The 16,230-nt window shown below is 52.0% G+C and carries 12 protein-coding genes and 2 pseudogenes; 8 read left to right on the forward strand and 6 right to left on the reverse strand.

The genetic code is table 11. The features are described 5' to 3' along the window. Positions 1-212: 212 nt before the first annotated feature. The 3 genes from aroA (at position 213) to Q0Z93_RS02610 (ending at position 5,137) form a co-directional block, all read left to right on the forward strand. Positions 213-1,535 carry a 3-phosphoshikimate 1-carboxyvinyltransferase gene (gene aroA, locus Q0Z93_RS02600; protein WP_298062274.1) on the forward strand — a complete coding sequence of 441 codons (1,323 nt, stop codon included), beginning with the start codon at positions 213-215 and terminating at the stop codon, positions 1,533-1,535. A 332-nt stretch (positions 1,536-1,867) separates the two neighbouring features. Continuing rightward, positions 1,868-2,563, forward strand: coding sequence for a response regulator transcription factor (locus Q0Z93_RS02605; RefSeq protein ID WP_298062276.1), 696 nt, complete (start codon positions 1,868-1,870; stop codon positions 2,561-2,563). 207 nt (positions 2,564-2,770) lie between these two features. After that, the gene (locus Q0Z93_RS02610; RefSeq protein ID WP_298062277.1) at positions 2,771-5,137 is read left to right on the forward strand and encodes a TonB-dependent receptor; all 2,367 of its coding nucleotides are present in this window, start codon (positions 2,771-2,773) and stop codon (positions 5,135-5,137) included. Positions 5,138-5,144: 7 nt separating this feature from the next. On the opposite strand, the gene Q0Z93_RS02615 is transcribed toward Q0Z93_RS02610, so the two are convergent. Together Q0Z93_RS02615 and purB are read right to left on the reverse strand one after the other, a co-directional pair. Next, a complete protein-coding gene (locus Q0Z93_RS02615) occupies positions 5,145-5,309 on the reverse strand; it encodes a rubredoxin (protein ID WP_298062279.1) in 165 nt (54 codons plus the stop codon). A 30-nt stretch (positions 5,310-5,339) separates the two neighbouring features. Continuing rightward, on the reverse strand, positions 5,340-6,692 hold the full coding sequence (purB, locus tag Q0Z93_RS02620; protein WP_298062281.1) for an adenylosuccinate lyase: 1,353 nt from the start codon (positions 6,690-6,692) through the stop codon (positions 5,340-5,342). A 572-nt stretch (positions 6,693-7,264) separates the two neighbouring features. On the opposite strand from purB, the gene lptB reads away from it, so the two are divergent. The 5 genes and pseudogenes from lptB to Q0Z93_RS02640 all read left to right on the forward strand — a co-directional run bounded on the left by lptB (position 7,265) and on the right by Q0Z93_RS02640 (position 11,960). Beyond that, positions 7,265-7,999, forward strand: coding sequence for an LPS export ABC transporter ATP-binding protein (gene lptB, locus Q0Z93_RS02625; protein ID WP_298062311.1), 735 nt, complete (start codon positions 7,265-7,267; stop codon positions 7,997-7,999). Between the two features lie 77 nt (positions 8,000-8,076). Beyond that, entirely contained in the window at positions 8,077-9,354 is a 1,278-nt protein-coding gene (locus Q0Z93_RS02630; protein ID WP_298062283.1) for a redoxin domain-containing protein, read from the forward strand. Positions 9,355-9,475: 121 nt separating this feature from the next. Then, positions 9,476-9,982, forward strand: a pseudogene (locus Q0Z93_RS10115) (glycosyltransferase family 2 protein); the annotation flags it as partial. 422 nt (positions 9,983-10,404) lie between these two features. After that, the gene (locus Q0Z93_RS02635) at positions 10,405-10,800 is read left to right on the forward strand and encodes a hypothetical protein (RefSeq protein ID WP_298062285.1); all 396 of its coding nucleotides are present in this window, start codon (positions 10,405-10,407) and stop codon (positions 10,798-10,800) included. A gap of 728 nt (positions 10,801-11,528) precedes the next feature. Beyond that, positions 11,529-11,960, forward strand: coding sequence for a hypothetical protein (locus tag Q0Z93_RS02640; RefSeq protein ID WP_298062287.1), 432 nt, complete (start codon positions 11,529-11,531; stop codon positions 11,958-11,960). Positions 11,961-12,051: 91 nt separating this feature from the next. On the opposite strand, the gene Q0Z93_RS02645 is transcribed toward Q0Z93_RS02640, so the two are convergent. The 4 genes and pseudogenes from Q0Z93_RS02645 to Q0Z93_RS02660 all read right to left on the reverse strand — a co-directional run. Then, a complete protein-coding gene (locus tag Q0Z93_RS02645; protein ID WP_298062289.1) occupies positions 12,052-13,002 on the reverse strand; it encodes a gfo/Idh/MocA family oxidoreductase in 951 nt (316 codons plus the stop codon). Between the two features lie 13 nt (positions 13,003-13,015). Further along, complete coding sequence (locus tag Q0Z93_RS02650; RefSeq protein WP_298062291.1) at positions 13,016-13,984, reverse strand: Gfo/Idh/MocA family oxidoreductase; 969 nt, start codon at positions 13,982-13,984, stop codon at positions 13,016-13,018. A 183-nt stretch (positions 13,985-14,167) separates the two neighbouring features. Further along, entirely contained in the window at positions 14,168-14,908 is a 741-nt protein-coding gene (locus Q0Z93_RS02655; RefSeq protein WP_298062293.1) for an SDR family oxidoreductase, read from the reverse strand. Between the two features lie 5 nt (positions 14,909-14,913). Further along, positions 14,914-16,215 (reverse strand): annotated as a pseudogene (locus tag Q0Z93_RS02660) (glutamate-1-semialdehyde 2,1-aminomutase); the annotation flags it as partial. Positions 16,216-16,230: the final 15 nt, after the last annotated feature.

The raw sequence follows: 16,230 nt of genomic DNA on the forward strand, positions 1-16,230 counted from the left end.
AAGGGTATCCGGCAGGCTCAAGAGATGCGTTAGCATCTCAAAAAGTTTTTCTGGTTCTCTTTGTTCACAAAGAGAACAGTTCCCTCCCGAATATGTACAATAAAAAATAACCGCACACCGAGAAATTACAATTTGAAATAGGAAAAATACAATATAATATGGTAAAATGCAATATTATATTGTACCGGACAATCCTTCAAACCGCACGATAGATGAAAGAGACTGTATACCCTTCAGCAGTTCAGGGACGGATCGTCGCCCCCGCATCGAAAAGCTATGCCCAGCGGGCTTTGGCAGCGGCCCTGCTGGTGCCCGACTCGGACAATCCCGCGGGATGGAGCGAGCTGCGGAACATGGGCCTTTGCAACGACACCTCGGCGGCGCTGGACGTGATCCGGCACCTGGGCGCAGAAGTGCGTTACGGAGACAACAAAGGGACTTACTATGTGGAGGGCGGCTTTCTGAAACACAAGCCGCAGGAGTTGAATATCGGGGAATCGGGGTTGGCGACGCGGCTTTTCACGCCGATTGCGGCGCAAAGTCCCGTCCCGGTTACGATCACGGGACACGGCTCGATATTGAAACGTCCCGTGGCTTCCTCTATGGCGGAGCCGCTGCGGGATTTGGGAGCGGCGATTTCTTTCACAGGGGGCGGCTTTTTACCTTTGACAGTGAGCGGGCCGCTCTGCGGGGGTCTTGTGGAAGTGGACGGGTCGCTCAGTTCGCAATTCATCACAGGATTGCTGATGGCCTTGCCGCTGTCGGCGAAGGATACGCGGATCGTCGTCCGCAGCCCGAAGAGCGTGCCGTATCTGGCCATGACGTTGGAGGTGCTGCGGGCGTTCGGTATTCGGGTGTCCCATGCGGCGGACTATACGGAATTCCGGGTGCCGGGGAGGCAACGGTATCAGGCCGCATTGTACAATATCGAGGGGGATTGGAGCGGGGCGTCGTGCCTGTTGGTGGCGGGAGCTGTGGCCGGGGCGCCGGGCGGGCAGGGCGTAACGGTGGATAATCTGAATCCGAGGTCGTTGCAGGCGGATCGGGCGATCGTCGAGGCATTGGAACGGGCGGGGGCGTCGGTGGATTCTCGGGGCCATCTGCTGACGGTGCGGCGGAGGGCCGAGGGGTTGCGGGGGTTTGAGTTTGATGCGACGGATTGTCCGGATTTGTTTCCTGCCTTGGCGGCACTGGCGACGTTCTGCCGGGGGATGACGGTGTTGCGGGGAACGACGCGGCTGACGCACAAGGAGAGCGACCGGGCGGCGACGATTGCGGCGGAGTTTGCCAAGTTAGGGGTGGAGATCGACCTGTCGCAGCGGGATACGATGATTGTGCGGGGGCTCTCGGATCCGAACGGCTTGCTGACGGTGCGGGATGCTTTGCTGGACAGCCATAACGATCACCGGATCGCCATGGCGACGGCGGTGGCGGCGCTCAGGGCGAACCGGCCGGTTGTAATCGATGGGGCGACGGCGGTGGATAAGTCGTATCCGAACTTCTGGAACGACCTCAAAAACATATGTTTAAAATAATACCGTTCGTTTATTCTGTACCCCACTGTGAGTGACTGTTCTTTCTTTGAAAAGAAAGAACCAAAGAAACTTTCAGATAGCTGCGCTACTCCTTAGGCTCCGCAGTCCTTTTGCATTGCGTTTTTTTGGGGCGTGGCAATAGCGGGCATAAAGCGTTATTTACCTAAGTGCCCGCTATTGCTTACACCCCAAAAAGATCAAAGACCAGGGTACCCGGCAGGCTCAAGAGATGCGCAAGCATCTCAGAAAGTTTTTCTGGTTCTCTTTGTTCACAAAGAGAACAGTTCCCTCAAACATAGGGTAGCGAATAAACGAACGATTAATTTGCAATTATGGAGGAGACAAAGAGATATTCAGTCTTGTTGGTCGACGATCACGCCCTGTTTCGGAACGGATTGAAACTGCTGTTGAACACACACCCGAGATTTCGGGTCGCAGGAGAAGCCGCTACCGGAGCCGAAATGCTCGCCTTGTTAGATGCAGCAGCCGCCACTCAGGGAGGACTGCCCGATGTAGTGCTGCTCGACATCTCGATGCCCGAAATGAACGGCATCGACGCCGCCGCGCAAGCCCTGGCCCTCTATCCCGACCTGCGGATCATCACCCTGTCGATGTACGGAGAAGAAGACTATTACTTCAAGATGGTATCGCAAGGCGTGAAAGGATTCCTGCTCAAAAACTCAGACATCACAGAAGTTTACACCGCATTGGAAACCGTGTTAGACGGCGGGTCGTATTTTTCCCAGGAACTGCTGTTCAACCTCGTGAGCAACCTGCGTTCGTCGCCGCCGGACACCGAAGCCGCCGCACATGCGGAAAAAACCGATCCAGCCTCCCTGTCGGAACGGGAAAAAGAGATCCTGCTCCTGATCTGCAAAGGACTGACCAACTACGAAATCGCAGACAAACTTTTCATCTCGAAACGGACAGTAGACAAACACCGCGCCAATATCCTCGAAAAAACGAACTGCAAAAACACAGCCAACTTAGTAGTCTACGCCATCAAAAACGGACTGGTGGAAATCTGAGGCATCTCTCATCCAGCCGAACAGTCTTGTCCGATCAGGCAGCATCTATTCCGGATTTTCCGTCCGAACGTCTGCGGCTCGTTCGGACGGGAACCGCGCACCGGCCCGTGTCGGGACACTGCGGAAAACGGGAGCAAATCACTACATATAGCGATTGCCAGTCCCGACATCCTGTCTTTTCTTTGCAGCCGTAATCCAATCCATCCGATGAAACGATTTTTACTCGCCGCAGCCGCCTGGTTATGCGCAGCAGGGACAACCGTACCCGGTCACGCGAAAACGCCCCTCCTTTCCACAACCCTTCCGGAAGATACCCGCCTCGACTCGATCCGCACGCTCGAAACCGAAGAAGTAGTGATCCGCTCCTCGTCGAAAGAGACCAACAACCTGTGGAGCGTCCCCGAAGCCGTTTCGCTCATCACCCCCGCGAAAATAAACAACCGGCAGATCGAATCGGTCAAAGACCTCAGTGCATTCGTCCCCAACCTCTTCATTCCCGACTACGGGTCGAAACTGACCACCCCGATCTACCTGCGCGGCGTCGGGGCGCGGAGCAGCGGGCAGAGCGTCGGAATGTACGTGGACAACATTCCGTACATGGACAAGTCCACCTTCGACTTTGAATTTATGGACATCCAGCGCATCGAAGTGCTGCGCGGGCCGCAGGGCACCCTCTACGGGCGGAACGCCATGGGAGGGATCATCAACGTCTACACCCTCTCGCCCCTCGAATATCAGGGCCACCGGCTCTCGGTCGGCGGGGGAAACTACGGCACGTGGAACGCCAAAATCTCGAAACTCGCCAAATTCGGCGACCGCGTGGGGCTCAGTGTCGGGGCTTACTACGAGCGAGAAGGGGGCTATTTCCGGAATGAATTTACCGGCAAAAAAGCGGACGAAGGACAATCGGCCGGAGGAAAACTCAAGTTAGAGTGGAAGATCAATCCCCGGCTTCGGGCGATGTTGGCCTCCAGCTTCGACTTCACCGACCAGGGAGCTTTCGCCTACGGCCTCTACGACAAAGAATCGCACGAAATAAATCCCGTAAACTACAACGACCAGGGCAGCTATCTCCGGCGGATGAGCAACAGCTCGGTGCGGTTCGAGTACCGCACCGACAAGATACTGCTCACCTCGAACACCGGTTACCAGTGGCTCGACGACGACATGCGGATGGATCAGGACTTCACCCCGGCGAACATCTTCACCATCAACCAGCGCCAGCGGCAGCACTCCGTCAATCAGGAGATCGCCGTGCGGTCGGTGAAGCAGCAGAACTACCAGTGGTCGGCGGGAGCCTTCGCTTTCTATAACCACCTGACCACGGACGGCGACGTGCTGTTCAAGGAGGACGGTATCCGGAACATCCTCCAGCCGGTGTTCGATGCGATCCAGATGCCGGTCGCGCTGACGATCCGCAACAGCGAGATTCCCAACCCCGGCACTTACCGGACGCCGGCGGTGGGGGCGGCGGTTTTTCACCAGTCCACGTTCAACGACCTGCTGACCGAGGGGTTGTCGCTGACGTTAGGGCTGCGGCTCGACTACGAGAAACAGTACCTGAAATACAACACTTCGATGGCGATCGACCTGTTGGCGACGAATAAGCCGGGAGGCATCCCGATGCTGCCGCCGGCGGGAGTCGAGCTGCCGATCGACAAGACGCTCACCGGGCGGGACGATCAGGATTTCCTGCAATGGCTGCCGAAGGTTTCGCTCAAGTACGAGTGTACGCCGGAGATCATGACCTATTTCACCGCGGCGAAAGGGTACAAGGCGGGAGGTTACAACATCCAGATGTTTTCGGAGGTGATGCAGGACAGCCTGCGGGCGGCGCGGCCGGCGATGGGCGGAGGCGGTCGTCCGGGGGCGGCGGCGAAAGCCGCGACCCCGGTTGCGGGCGGAGAGATTCGCAACGCATTAGCTTACAAGCCGGAACAGACGTGGAACTACGAATTAGGTACGCGCGGTCGGTTTTGGGACGGGCGGATGAACCTGGAGCTGGCTCTGTTCCTGATGGATATTCGCGATGTGCAGCTGACGCAGTTCGTGAACGGCGGCAGCGGCCGCATCCTGACCAATGCGGGGAAAGGGCGGAGCTACGGGGTCGAGGCGACGGTGGAGCTGCGGCCGGTGACAGGGCTCAGTATCGACCTGAACTACGGATTCACGCACGCCACATTCCGGGATTATGACGGAGGAACGAACGCGGCCGGAGAGTCGATCAATTACCGAGGGAAGTTCATTCCTTACGTGCCGCAGCATACCTTTTCGGCCGGGGCGGCTTATACGCTGAACCTGCCGCAGCGCTGGGTGGACCGGATGACTTTCGCGGCGCAGTACACGGGTGCGGGGCGTATCTATTGGAATGAGGCGAATGATGTGCAGCAGCCGTTCTACGGGCTGCTGAATGCCAAGGTGTCGTTCCGGCACGATTTCGTGCGGCTGGAGCTGTGGGCCCGGAATATCCTCGATACCGATTACGGGGCGTTCTATTTCGAGTCGTTCGGCAATTCGTTCATTCAGCGGGGGAAGCCGTTCACGTGCGGGGCGAATTTGGTATTCGCTTTTTAACTGATCGTTATTTTTCGACTTTGCTGAACATTTCCTTGCCCACGCCGCAGAGCGGGCACTCGAAATCGTCCGGCAGCTCCTCGAACGGCGTTCCCGGGGCGATGCCCCCTTCCGGATACCCCTCTTCCGGATTATAAACCCAATCGCATACGTCGCATTTGTAGCTGTCCATAATAATAGTGATTTAAAGTTAGTATAGTAGTTACCTTGAAAAAAGGCCTATGTAAGTATGCGGCGTCAAAGCCCGCAACTCCCGTTTCACCGGCTCCGCCACCTCCAGCCCGTCGATGAACGCCGCGATGTCCGCCTGCGTGATCCCCTTGTTCGTGCGCGTCAGAGCCTTGAGCGCCTCGTAAGGATTCGGATACTTCTCCCGCCGCAGAATGGTCTGAATCCCCTCGGCCACCACCGCCCAATTGTTGTCCAGATCCCGGTCGATAGCCTCCCGGTTGATGATCAGCTTGCCCAAACCCTTCATCAGCGAAGCGACGGCAATCAACGTATGGGCCATCGGCACGCCGATATTCCGCAACACCGTCGAGTCGGTCAAGTCCCTCTGCAACCGGGATACCGGCAATTTTGCTGCCAAATGTTCAAAAACGGCATTCGCCATCCCCAAATTTCCTTCGGCATTCTCGAAATCGATCGGATTGACCTTGTGCGGCATGGCCGACGACCCCACCTCTCCGGCTTTGATCTTCTGCTTGAAATACTCCATCGAGATGTATGTCCACATATCGCGCGCCAAGTCGATGAGGATCGTGTTGATCCGTTTCAAGGCGTCGAAAATGGCGGCCAGGTTGTCGTAATGTTCGATCTGCGTCGTGTACTGCGACCGTTCCAGCCCCAAAGTCTCGCCGACGAACCGGTTGGCGAACGCCACCCAGTCCACCGCCGGATAGGCCGCGGCGTGTGCGTTGAAATTCCCCGTCGCCCCCCCGAACTTGGCCGGGAAAGGGATCGCCCGCAGCTGCGCCAGCTGTTTCCCGAGCCGTTCGATGAACACGCGGATCTCTTTTCCCAAAACCGTCGGCGAGGCCGGCTGTCCGTGCGTATGGGCCAGCATCGGCACGGCCCCCCACTCGGCCGCCAGCTCTTCGAGCTTGCCGACCAGTCCGTCCATGGCCGGATCATAGAGGTCGCGGATCGCCGCCTTGAGGCTGTACGGCGTAGCGGTGTTGTTTATATCCTGTGAGGTCAGCCCGAAGTGCACGAATTCGCGCTCGTCGCCGAGTTTCAGGGCGTCCATCTTCTCTTTGATGAAGTATTCGACGGCTTTCACATCGTGGTTCGTGGTCTGCTCGATCTCTTTCACGCGTTCGGCGTCCGGCACGCTGAAGTTCCGGTATATGTCGCGCAGGGTTTCGTAAAGCCCCTTGTCGAAATCCGCCAGCTGTGGCAAAGGCAGCTCGCACAAGGCGATGAAGTATTCGATCTCTACCTGCACCCGGCAACGTATCAGGGCGTATTCGGAAAAGTAGTCGCCCAACCGCTCGACTTTGCCGCGGTAACGGCCGTCGACGGGCGAAATGGCTGTCAATCGGTTCAGTTCCATTTGGTGTCTGTTATTGTCGTTCGGTCACTGCCCCGGAGGAGAATGACCGTGAAAAGGCAACAGGTGGGAGTGTCGACCCGTTGCATTTTATTTTAATCGACAGGATGAGGTAACGAAATGGCAATGGTACGGTTTGCGTACATTGCATCGAGAATTACAGTCTCAAAAACCTTGAGACAAATTTAGTGAAAACAATCGGAACGGGCAACTTTCGCGGGTTATGCTCTTCGCTTCTCCTTTTATATAGCGATTTATATAGCGATGCGTCCCGCGATGGGAACTCCGCTGTGGCTGTCGCCGGGAGGCGAATGCGGCAAAGATCGCGATTTCATGGCTGCTCTCGCCCCGAACGAGGGTTTCATTGACATTTTTGCTTATCTTTACTCTGTCTAATATCCGACAAGTGGCAGATTCACAGTAGAATAACGAATGATTGCCGTATCGGGGGACTGTCGTTTCCCTGCGTTCGCCGGGAGAACGGCACGCTCGAACCGGATAGGTGTTGACCGAACTGAAAATATCGACTGCGTTACATGGAAAACCCGCTGGAATACAACAATCCGAACGAGAAGATGCGTCTGTGGACAAAAGACCTCGTCAAGAAATACAAGTCGCGCACGGTGGTGAACGGTGTCTCGATCGACGTGGTGCAGGGCGAGATCGTGGGGCTGCTCGGGCCGAACGGGGCTGGCAAAACCACCACTTTCTACATGACGGTGGGACTGATCAAACCCAATGCCGGGCAGATCTTCCTCAACGACCTCGACATTACCCAACAGCCTGTTTACCGGCGGGCCCAGCTGGGCGTGGGGTATCTGGCGCAGGAGGCTTCGGTGTTCCGGCGGCTTTCGGTGGAGGACAATATCCGGGCCGTGCTCCAGATGACCGACTACTCCAAGGAGTACCAGCGCGAGCGGATCGAGTACCTGATCCGCGAGTTCAGTCTCACGAAAGTGCGGAAAAGCCTCGGCCAGCAGCTCTCGGGAGGGGAGCGGCGGCGGACGGAGATCGCGCGGGCTGTGGCTATCAATCCGAAGTTTATCCTCCTCGACGAACCGTTCGCGGGAGTCGATCCGATCGCCGTGGCCGAGATTCAGTCCATCGTGGCGTCGCTCAAGGAGAAGAACATCGGGGTGATTATTACCGACCACAACGTGCACGAGACACTCTCCATTACCGACCGCACCTATATTCTGGTCGAGGGGAAGGTGATCCGCACCGGAACGGCCGAGGAGCTGGCGGCGGACGAGTATGTGCGGCGGGTTTACCTCGGGCCGGACTTCGAGCTGCGGAAGGTCAGGAAATAATTGGCGGGGGCGGCAGATCGCAGCGATTCTTTGAAACATTCAATCCTTTGAAGTATTCAATCCAAACTCAAAATACGATGTTACGAACTCTTTTCATCGCTTTGCTCGGCGCGGTTGCGTACGGCTCGGTCTCTGCGGAGGCTGGAGAACAGAAATTCTCTCTCTCCGGCCGTATCGAGGGGCTCCGAAAGGGCGACACGCTGCGCTTCGAGCATGTTCTCCTGCCGACGTGGGCCACGGAGCCGGCTTTCGACCTGGTTGTACGGAAACCCGGCGTTTTCGATTACCGGGGCACGCAGGAACATGACCAGTACTACGTGATGACCTATTTCCCGAAAGAGGGGAAAGCCAAGGCGTGCGGCCTGAGCGGCAAACCCATTATCGTGACCGGAGGTGACCGGATCGGCATGACCGGTACGGCGGACGAAATCTATTACTGTGCTTTGAGCGGCGGCATTTACGACGATCCGATGCTGGCTGAATCCCTGCGGATCGAGGACTCGATCGGCCGGATCCGGGGCAGCTACCGGCGGCAGGTTGATGAAGCGCTGCAGCGAAAGGATACGGCAGCCAGCCGGGAGTGGTTACAGAAATTCAATCTTTTCTATCAAGACAATCAGAACAATCCCGGTCTCGCGCGGGGGCGCGCGGCGTGGAAAGCCTATGAGAAGGCTAATCCGCAGGGGACGCTTTATCTGCTGGTGGAGCGCATATCGTCAATTTCTTACAAACCGCTTGCCGAATCAAAAGCGGTTTATGAGACTTTCTCTCCGGAATTGAAGGAGAGTTACTACGGTCGGCTGTATGCCGAAGAGATGGCGGCGATGGAGCGGCTGGAGATCGGGCAGCCGGCGCCGGATTTTTCGGTGGTGACTACCGGGGGCGACTCGGTGACCCGGGATGACTGCCGGGGTTGCTATCTGCTGATTTACCACTGGGGGATGTGTCCGGGCTCGATCTATCTCGACGGGCAGGTGCGGGATTTGCATGACCGGTACAAGGATAAGGGGCTGAAAGTGATGGGGCTGACGGAGTCGATCGCGACGATCCGGAAAGTTTACGAGGGGCTGCCGGAAGACCGGAAAACGCCTTTGGCGGGGACAGAGGATATTCGGCCGGTATTGGAGAAGATGCTCGCCCATGACTGGACGGAGGTGGAGCTGGAGACTGACCATCCGGATAACAAAAGTATCATGAAGGCTTATAATTTCTCGGGCTGGCCGTTTTTCATCTTGATCGGGCCGGACGGGACGATCCGGGCGCGGGGTTTCTCGGAGGCTTTCTTCGAGGCGAGAGAAATTCTTGGCAAGGAGCTGAACTTGGATGAAACGGGTGGCGTAAAATCTGCGGAATAATAACCGAACGGCTAAAAGACAATGGCCACTATACATTATTCCGATGAACAAGATTCTGGGATAAACGGATTACCAGTAGTTAGCGTCATCATTCCTACTTACAACGTCGAGAAATACATCGGTCGGTGCATGGATAGATAGTATAATCACCCAAAGCTATTCTAATCTGGGAATCATACCGGTAGACGACAGTTCAACCGACCGATGCGGAGCAATACTCGACCAATATACCGAACAAGATCATCGCATACAAGTCATCCACCAAGAGAACCAAGGACGTATAGCCGTTCGCAAGACCGGTATCGAACATGCAACAGGAGATTACCTGTTTTTCGTCGATGCAGACGACTGGATCGAACCGCAAACAATCGAACTGTTAATCCATCGAGCATTGGAAACAAACGCAGATGTAACGATGGGTTATCACGAAAATGTAGACGACGAGGGGAATCGAAAACCGTCCGTATTCCCTTGTCGAGACTGGATATTCAATCGCAATGAGTATGTACGGCAAATAATGAATTGTCAAATTTCCGGCAGTATTTGTACCAAATTATTCAAACGCGGAACAATCCAGCCTTCTATGTGCAATTTTCCAAGAGACTATTCCGCTTCGACCTTGTTATAAACTGCTGTACATTCAGATACATTTCCAAAGCAGCAGGAGTTGGTCTGGTACTTTATAACTACTATATGCACGAAAATTCGATTTTTCACACATGCATTCCCCATATCAGTTATTATCGCGGATTATTTACTATAAGCGGTACAGAATATCGGATCGGAACTGGCAGTACATTACGAGACAGAACTCCGACAATGTTTTTTACGCGTTTATATAGATATTATTTATTCCTAACTTTTCAGGAATAACTGTTCTTATGCAAAAACAAACACATAATCAGTACTCTTCCATGGAAATATCGTCTCAAAGCTCTACTAATCCGACATCCGCGTTGGTTGCATCTCACAGCTCATGGATGGTTATTACTACGACACAGGAAAAAGTGGGAATCTTTTATACAAACCGAAAATTCATAGATTTATAGAATGGTTGTTGAATCCCGTTCTCATAAGAATTTCCTAAACGCCCGCACCAATTTGTTATTTTATTTTCTGGTATTGGTTACAACTTTCTTTTCAAGAAAGATCTTTCTCGAAAAATTAGGTGCCGATTTCGTAGGGATGACCTCAACACTCTCAAATCTGTTGGAATTGCTCAATCTCGCAGAGTTGGGAGTGGGAAGCGCGGTCGGTTACATGCTCTATAAACCGCTCGTGGGAAGCAACCGTGGACAGATCAACGAAATCATTTCGGTTCTGGGCTACGTTTATCGTAAAATCGGATTGGTCATTATTGCCGGAGCAATCATATTAGCTTGCTTTCTGCCGTGGATATTAAAAAACGTCCGTTCGATAACGGACTCATCTATTTCACCTATCTGAGTTATTTAGTCAGCGCCGTACTCGGCTATTTCGCCAACTATCAGCAACTGTTACTTAATGCAGACCAACGACAATATGTCGTGACAGCATACTATCAGAGAGCGAACATACTGCGACTGCTGATCCAGATGGCGGTACTCTACAGGACAGCCAATCCGTATTACTGGGTCGCAATAGAGATGGCTTTCGCCGTCGTCTACAGCCTAATCCTGAACAAACGCATCAACCAGGCCTATGCGGACGAATGTCCGGAACGGAAGGTCATTGTTGAAAGTTTATCCGGAATTGATCAAATACACCAAACAAATCTTCGTACACTGGATCGGAGCCACAGCATTTGTTTAACCTCTCTCCGGTTTTCGTTTACGCCTATACCTCACTGGCAATGATGGCCTACTACACAAACTATGTACTGATCGTCTCGAAGGTGCAGCAATTGGTATCGCAACTGTTAGGCAGGGCCGATGCAGGAACCGGTCAATTGGTAGCAAAGGGAAATGTGAAACGAACACAAGAAGTTTTCAACGAAATTTTCGCTCTGCACTACTGGGTGGCAGGAACATTAGTGGGGACGTTGTGGTTTATGCTGAATCCGTTTGTCGAATTGTGGTTAGGGGCAGAGTACGTATTGCCATCCCCGACAGTAGCATTGATCCTACTTAATTTGTTCATCATGTTTACAGGGTGTCAAACAGTTTCAACATGGCTTACGGACTATTTTACGACACATGGGCTCCGATCACAGAGGCTGCGTTAAATGCAGGGTTCTCGGTTTTGTTGGGAAGTTTCTGGGGATTGAACGGAGTATTGCGGGGGACGACGTTGAGTATATTGATTATTGTGATGATCTGGAAACCTTATTTTTTATTTTCCAAGGGATTCCGAATTTCGGTATGGATTTACTGGAAAAAAGTGGTTGCCAACAGAGCGATCCTATTGGCCATCTTCGCAGCAATGTTGTTGCTAAACTGGTGGGGGAATTCCAATCCGACTACGTATGGCTGGATAGGATGGCTCATTTATTCGTTATTTGTAACAGGAATATTCGTTTTTTTACTTTGGGGAGCGATGTTCGCTTTCACAGTCGGGATGCGAACGTTGACCGTCCGTATCTCGTGTATGGTTCGGAACAAGTTGAAATGGTAAGTTCTTTGCAATAATACAACATAAGAACACGAAACATCCGGAGTATTTTATAAACGCTCCGGATGTTTCGTATACTTATTTATGAAAAAGCCCCCATTCAAAAGATCAGTCAACATAACCGCTTATCGTTTTATAATACTTTTCGATATGTTCCTTTTGCTGTTCCACGGTACAAAAACGGCTGTAATCTCCCTCGACAAATGCTTTGGTCTGCAAATAAAATCCGGGCTTATATTCGACATCGAGTCGATTATCAATCTCGACAGGATTGACCGCTACGCTCCCGATATTCTGGAGCTGGAGGGTTTCCATCGGTTTGAAATAGAGCCTGTGTTTTCGGGTCAATACTTCGATCACCCAACGACCGGGCGACTGCCATGCAGCTTGATACGTAAATAAGGCACCCCGATCACTCATACCAGCACCAGCAAAAATCGAAGCCGTCGGATGCCACGACAAATTATCTTCTCCTGCACGATAACAACTGATCTGCATCGGCTGACCGCCCAAGAAAAATGCAGTATCGATCACATGCGAAGAATTGCCCAGCAACCAATGCCGACATGCAATCGGAGCATATTTTTGGGGGTCAAGAGTATGCGTCCACTCCGTAAATTCAAAATTGAATGCAACGACTCCATTATCTTCCGCGATGATTCTCTCGGCTGCAAACACCGATGCATAAAATCGACGATTATAAGCCAACAGTATCTCGCTACCACTTTCTTTTGCTTGTGCACAAAGCCTATATATTTCACTTAATGCCCCGATGCCCGGTTTTTCCAACAATATCTTTCGCACTCCATACTCCATCAAACTCGACGCAGTCGATGCCAATTGATCAATCCCGACTGCCACAATAGCCGCATCGGGCAGACACGGTCCCATTGTCAAAAAAGCATCCAATCCTCCTCGTACAACTGGATGTCCCGTATTCGATTCAAAAGCTGTCGCCGAAGCCTCGCCTCGACCGACAGCTATATAATCACAATGTAACGCAGCAAGTACTTTTGCATACTCGCATCCCATATTTCCGACCCCTATCAACCAAATCATTGTCGTTTGTAATTTAGGTTATTGGACAATTATCGCCGTTCTTACCGGTAAGTTCATTGTAAAACGTAACCAAAGGCTTCAAAAATGCCAGATGTAATTTTGCCGATTCTTCATACGGCGTCAATTCACACTCATCTCGCAATAGTATTTGTTCCGCTACTGAACCGGTCAATTGACTTTGGTATTTCAAGCCTACCGTTCCCCACAATCGACCGTCTTTACGGATACTATCCCTCGGCTCGTCAATCTCATATCGCACGCCATCAGCCACAATAATTAGCGCCTCTGTCTCATCTTTATCTATCGAGGAGATAATTTTGAATGCATTTCCTCGAGTAGTTTCACCCTGAATGGTACCGGTAAACTCTACATATCCAGCCCTTTTACTCTCTTGTATAATCGAATCCAGTCCAGAAAGATCAAGCGGTTTAATTTCAGTATCACCGGTCAAAAAAGAAAAAAGGTCGATAAAATGAATAGCATTACAGCCTAATCCCCAATCCGGGCCTCTTTTTTCGTAAGAAACTCGGGTTACAGATCGCAATTCTTCACGCAATTGCCGATATCCGACAAACATTCGCCTCGGACAGTTCACCCATGTCCGTTCAATCAATCCCTTTTGATGCAATAATGCCCCGACTGTGGTATAATCACTCAAATCAGGAAATAGTATTTTTTCCAATAGCAAATTGCGAACCTGCTTTTTCGAAAGCAGTTCCGCCAAAATAGCTGCCCGAGGTTTTGAACCAGTAGCAACAATCACTAAATCCAGTTCTGGAGCCAATTCATCGATTGTCGTCAGATACTCGACAGATGTCACCTGTGGATTCGGCACGATCTGTTCATATCGTTCTCTCGCTGTTAGAAGGGATTCCGGAGATTTATCAATCACTTGTATACACATGGGCATCTGCGCCAGTTTCAATCCCTGTAGATGGCGACTACCTAATTGCCCCGCTCCGATTATTGCTATACTATACATAATTACAGCAAAATTAGCTTGATACAACAATTCCCGTATTTATCATTTGACGCTACAGATATCTTTTTTAGATTTCGGAGAGGTACTGTATATTCGTCCAATGTGTAAACGAATTGTGTATTACTTTTCCCGCAATCGAAATTATCATGGAATACAGTTCCGCTATTCATATGTCGGATTATTTTATATTGCCGTCCAGCCGCCGTCGATCATTAGATTATGACCGGTAATAAAGCTCGATTCATCGGATAGGAGAAAAGCGACGCCCGGTGCCATTTCTTCCGGTCGTCCCATCCGTTTGAGCGGGGATTTATGGCAATAAGCCTCGACAAATTCCGCTCTTTGGTTGTCGAATACTCCGCCCGGCGAAACGCAGTTCACCCGTATGCCATATGGTCCGAAATAAGAAGCCAAATAACGAGAAAAATTAATAATTCCTCCCTTTATGGCCGAATAGCCTGCCGGAGAAGTCCCGCCGTATGCTTCGTAGATGGTGAAATCATTCCCCACCACCCCGTAAATCGAGCCAAAGTTCACTACAGAACCCGAGCCCTGCTCTTTCATCACGGCCAGCACTTTTTGGCAGATGTAGAATACGGCGTTGAGTTGCATATCGACATTCTGTCGCCAGCTTTCATACGGTACGTCCTCGAATTTTGCCCCCCAGTCTTGGGTGCGTGGGTAAGCGGCATTGACCAATCCGTCGATCCGGCCATATTTTTCTATCATGGAAGCCACCAACGCATCGATCTGCGCCGGATCGGTCACATCGGCCGCTATATCCGGTCGTTCGCCCCACCGATTCGGCCGATCCATATCCACTCCCACGACCGTAGCCCCCGAAGCGCGACAGTAACGCACGACTTCCCGCCCGATCAATCCTCCGCTGCCGATGATGAGTATGATTTTTCCTTCGAGTTTCATGCAATTTAGTTGTATTTTCGGAATACGGGCTTAATAGCCGGCCCCACCAAATATTTGTCGACCCCTTCATCCAATGCCTTCTTGTAGACTTCCAAAGCCGCGCGGACTGCCTTGAACGTAATCTCCAACTCGTTCTCACCATGGGCATAAGAAAGAGCGATCCACGGCATCAACACACCTTGTTTGATCATCTCTTGCGAGAAGAGCGTACGTAACGGAAGCGATACATTGCCTTGCCGATCGCGGGTAGCATATCCCGGAGAGCACGGCACTCCGCAGGCTTCAAATTCTTTTTCGATTCCCAACTCTTTTGCAATGGCATTCATTCCGTTGATGAGTTTTTCGCCATAGCTCCACAAATGGCCGATCACATTGTGTTCTTTGTAAAATTTGATAGTTTCCACAAATGCTCCAAGCCCGCACATCTCGGCACCATGTGTGGTGGAGATCAGGAACAATCTTTCTTTTCCTTCCTCTAAAATCCCGCCTATATTCATAATCTCGCGTTTCCCACCCAAGGCAGCCACAGAAAATCCGTTAGCCATTCCTTTACCGAATGTGCATAGGTCGGGAGTAATATCATAGTATTTCTGTGCCCCCTGCAAATCCCACCGGAAGCCGGTAATCATTTCGTCGAGGATAAAGACCGTTCCGTTCTTTTTGCACAATGCTTGCACTTTGTGCAGGAAATTGTCTTTCGGATGTTCTCCTGTCGCCGGTTCCATGATCAGTCCGGCAATCTGGCCGGGATACTGTTCGAAAAGCGCTTCGACCGATGCGATGTCGTTGTAACGAAAGTTCAAGGTCAAGGCGTGGTGTTCTTCGGGAATCCCCCGTTTGAGAGCGGTATCACCGATAAACCAGTCGTCATAGGAGAAAAACGGATGATCCAGACACCGTGCAATGTACTTCCGGCCTGTATATCCCCGTGCCACTTTCAGTGCTGCTGTAGTGACAACAGAACCGTTTTTTGCGAATTTGACCATCTCAACGGATGGAATGAGTTCGCACATGAGTTCCGCCGCCTGAAGTTCGATCAGTGACGGACGGGTGAGATTATTCCCGTAATGTATCTGCTTTATAGCAGCAGCGGCCACCGTAGGTTCTGCATAGCCCAAGGTCACGGCACGAAGTGCCATGCCATAGTCGAGGAATTTCTCACCTTCGGGTGTATAAACGTAGGCTCCTTCGCCCCGTTCGAGAATCTGAGGTGCATTGGCCGGATATTGGTCATCACCCCGCGAATAAGTATGGGCTCCACCCGGGATCGCATCGTGGAGTCGCTGACTGTAGTTTTTCATGGCTGTATATTTGAACTTATT

This window comes from uncultured Rikenella sp. (genome assembly GCF_947628055.1).
Taxonomy (GTDB): domain Bacteria; phylum Bacteroidota; class Bacteroidia; order Bacteroidales; family Rikenellaceae; genus Rikenella.

Coding starts and splice junctions, on each gene's coding strand:
- aroA (WP_298062274.1), top strand. CDS start 213: ATGAAAGAGACTGTATACCCTTCAGCAGTTCAGGGACGGATCGTCGCC.
- Q0Z93_RS02605 (WP_298062276.1), top strand. CDS start 1,868: ATGGAGGAGACAAAGAGATATTCAGTCTTGTTGGTCGACGATCACGCC.
- Q0Z93_RS02610 (WP_298062277.1), top strand. CDS start 2,771: ATGAAACGATTTTTACTCGCCGCAGCCGCCTGGTTATGCGCAGCAGGG.
- Q0Z93_RS02615 (WP_298062279.1), bottom strand. CDS start 5,309: ATGGACAGCTACAAATGCGACGTATGCGATTGGGTTTATAATCCGGAA.
- purB (WP_298062281.1), bottom strand. CDS start 6,692: ATGGAACTGAACCGATTGACAGCCATTTCGCCCGTCGACGGCCGTTAC.
- lptB (WP_298062311.1), top strand. CDS start 7,265: ATGCGTCTGTGGACAAAAGACCTCGTCAAGAAATACAAGTCGCGCACG.
- Q0Z93_RS02630 (WP_298062283.1), top strand. CDS start 8,077: ATGTTACGAACTCTTTTCATCGCTTTGCTCGGCGCGGTTGCGTACGGC.
- Q0Z93_RS02635 (WP_298062285.1), top strand. CDS start 10,405: ATGGTTGTTGAATCCCGTTCTCATAAGAATTTCCTAAACGCCCGCACC.
- Q0Z93_RS02640 (WP_298062287.1), top strand. CDS start 11,529: ATGGGCTCCGATCACAGAGGCTGCGTTAAATGCAGGGTTCTCGGTTTT.
- Q0Z93_RS02645 (WP_298062289.1), bottom strand. CDS start 13,002: ATGATTTGGTTGATAGGGGTCGGAAATATGGGATGCGAGTATGCAAAA.
- Q0Z93_RS02650 (WP_298062291.1), bottom strand. CDS start 13,984: ATGTATAGTATAGCAATAATCGGAGCGGGGCAATTAGGTAGTCGCCAT.
- Q0Z93_RS02655 (WP_298062293.1), bottom strand. CDS start 14,908: ATGAAACTCGAAGGAAAAATCATACTCATCATCGGCAGCGGAGGATTG.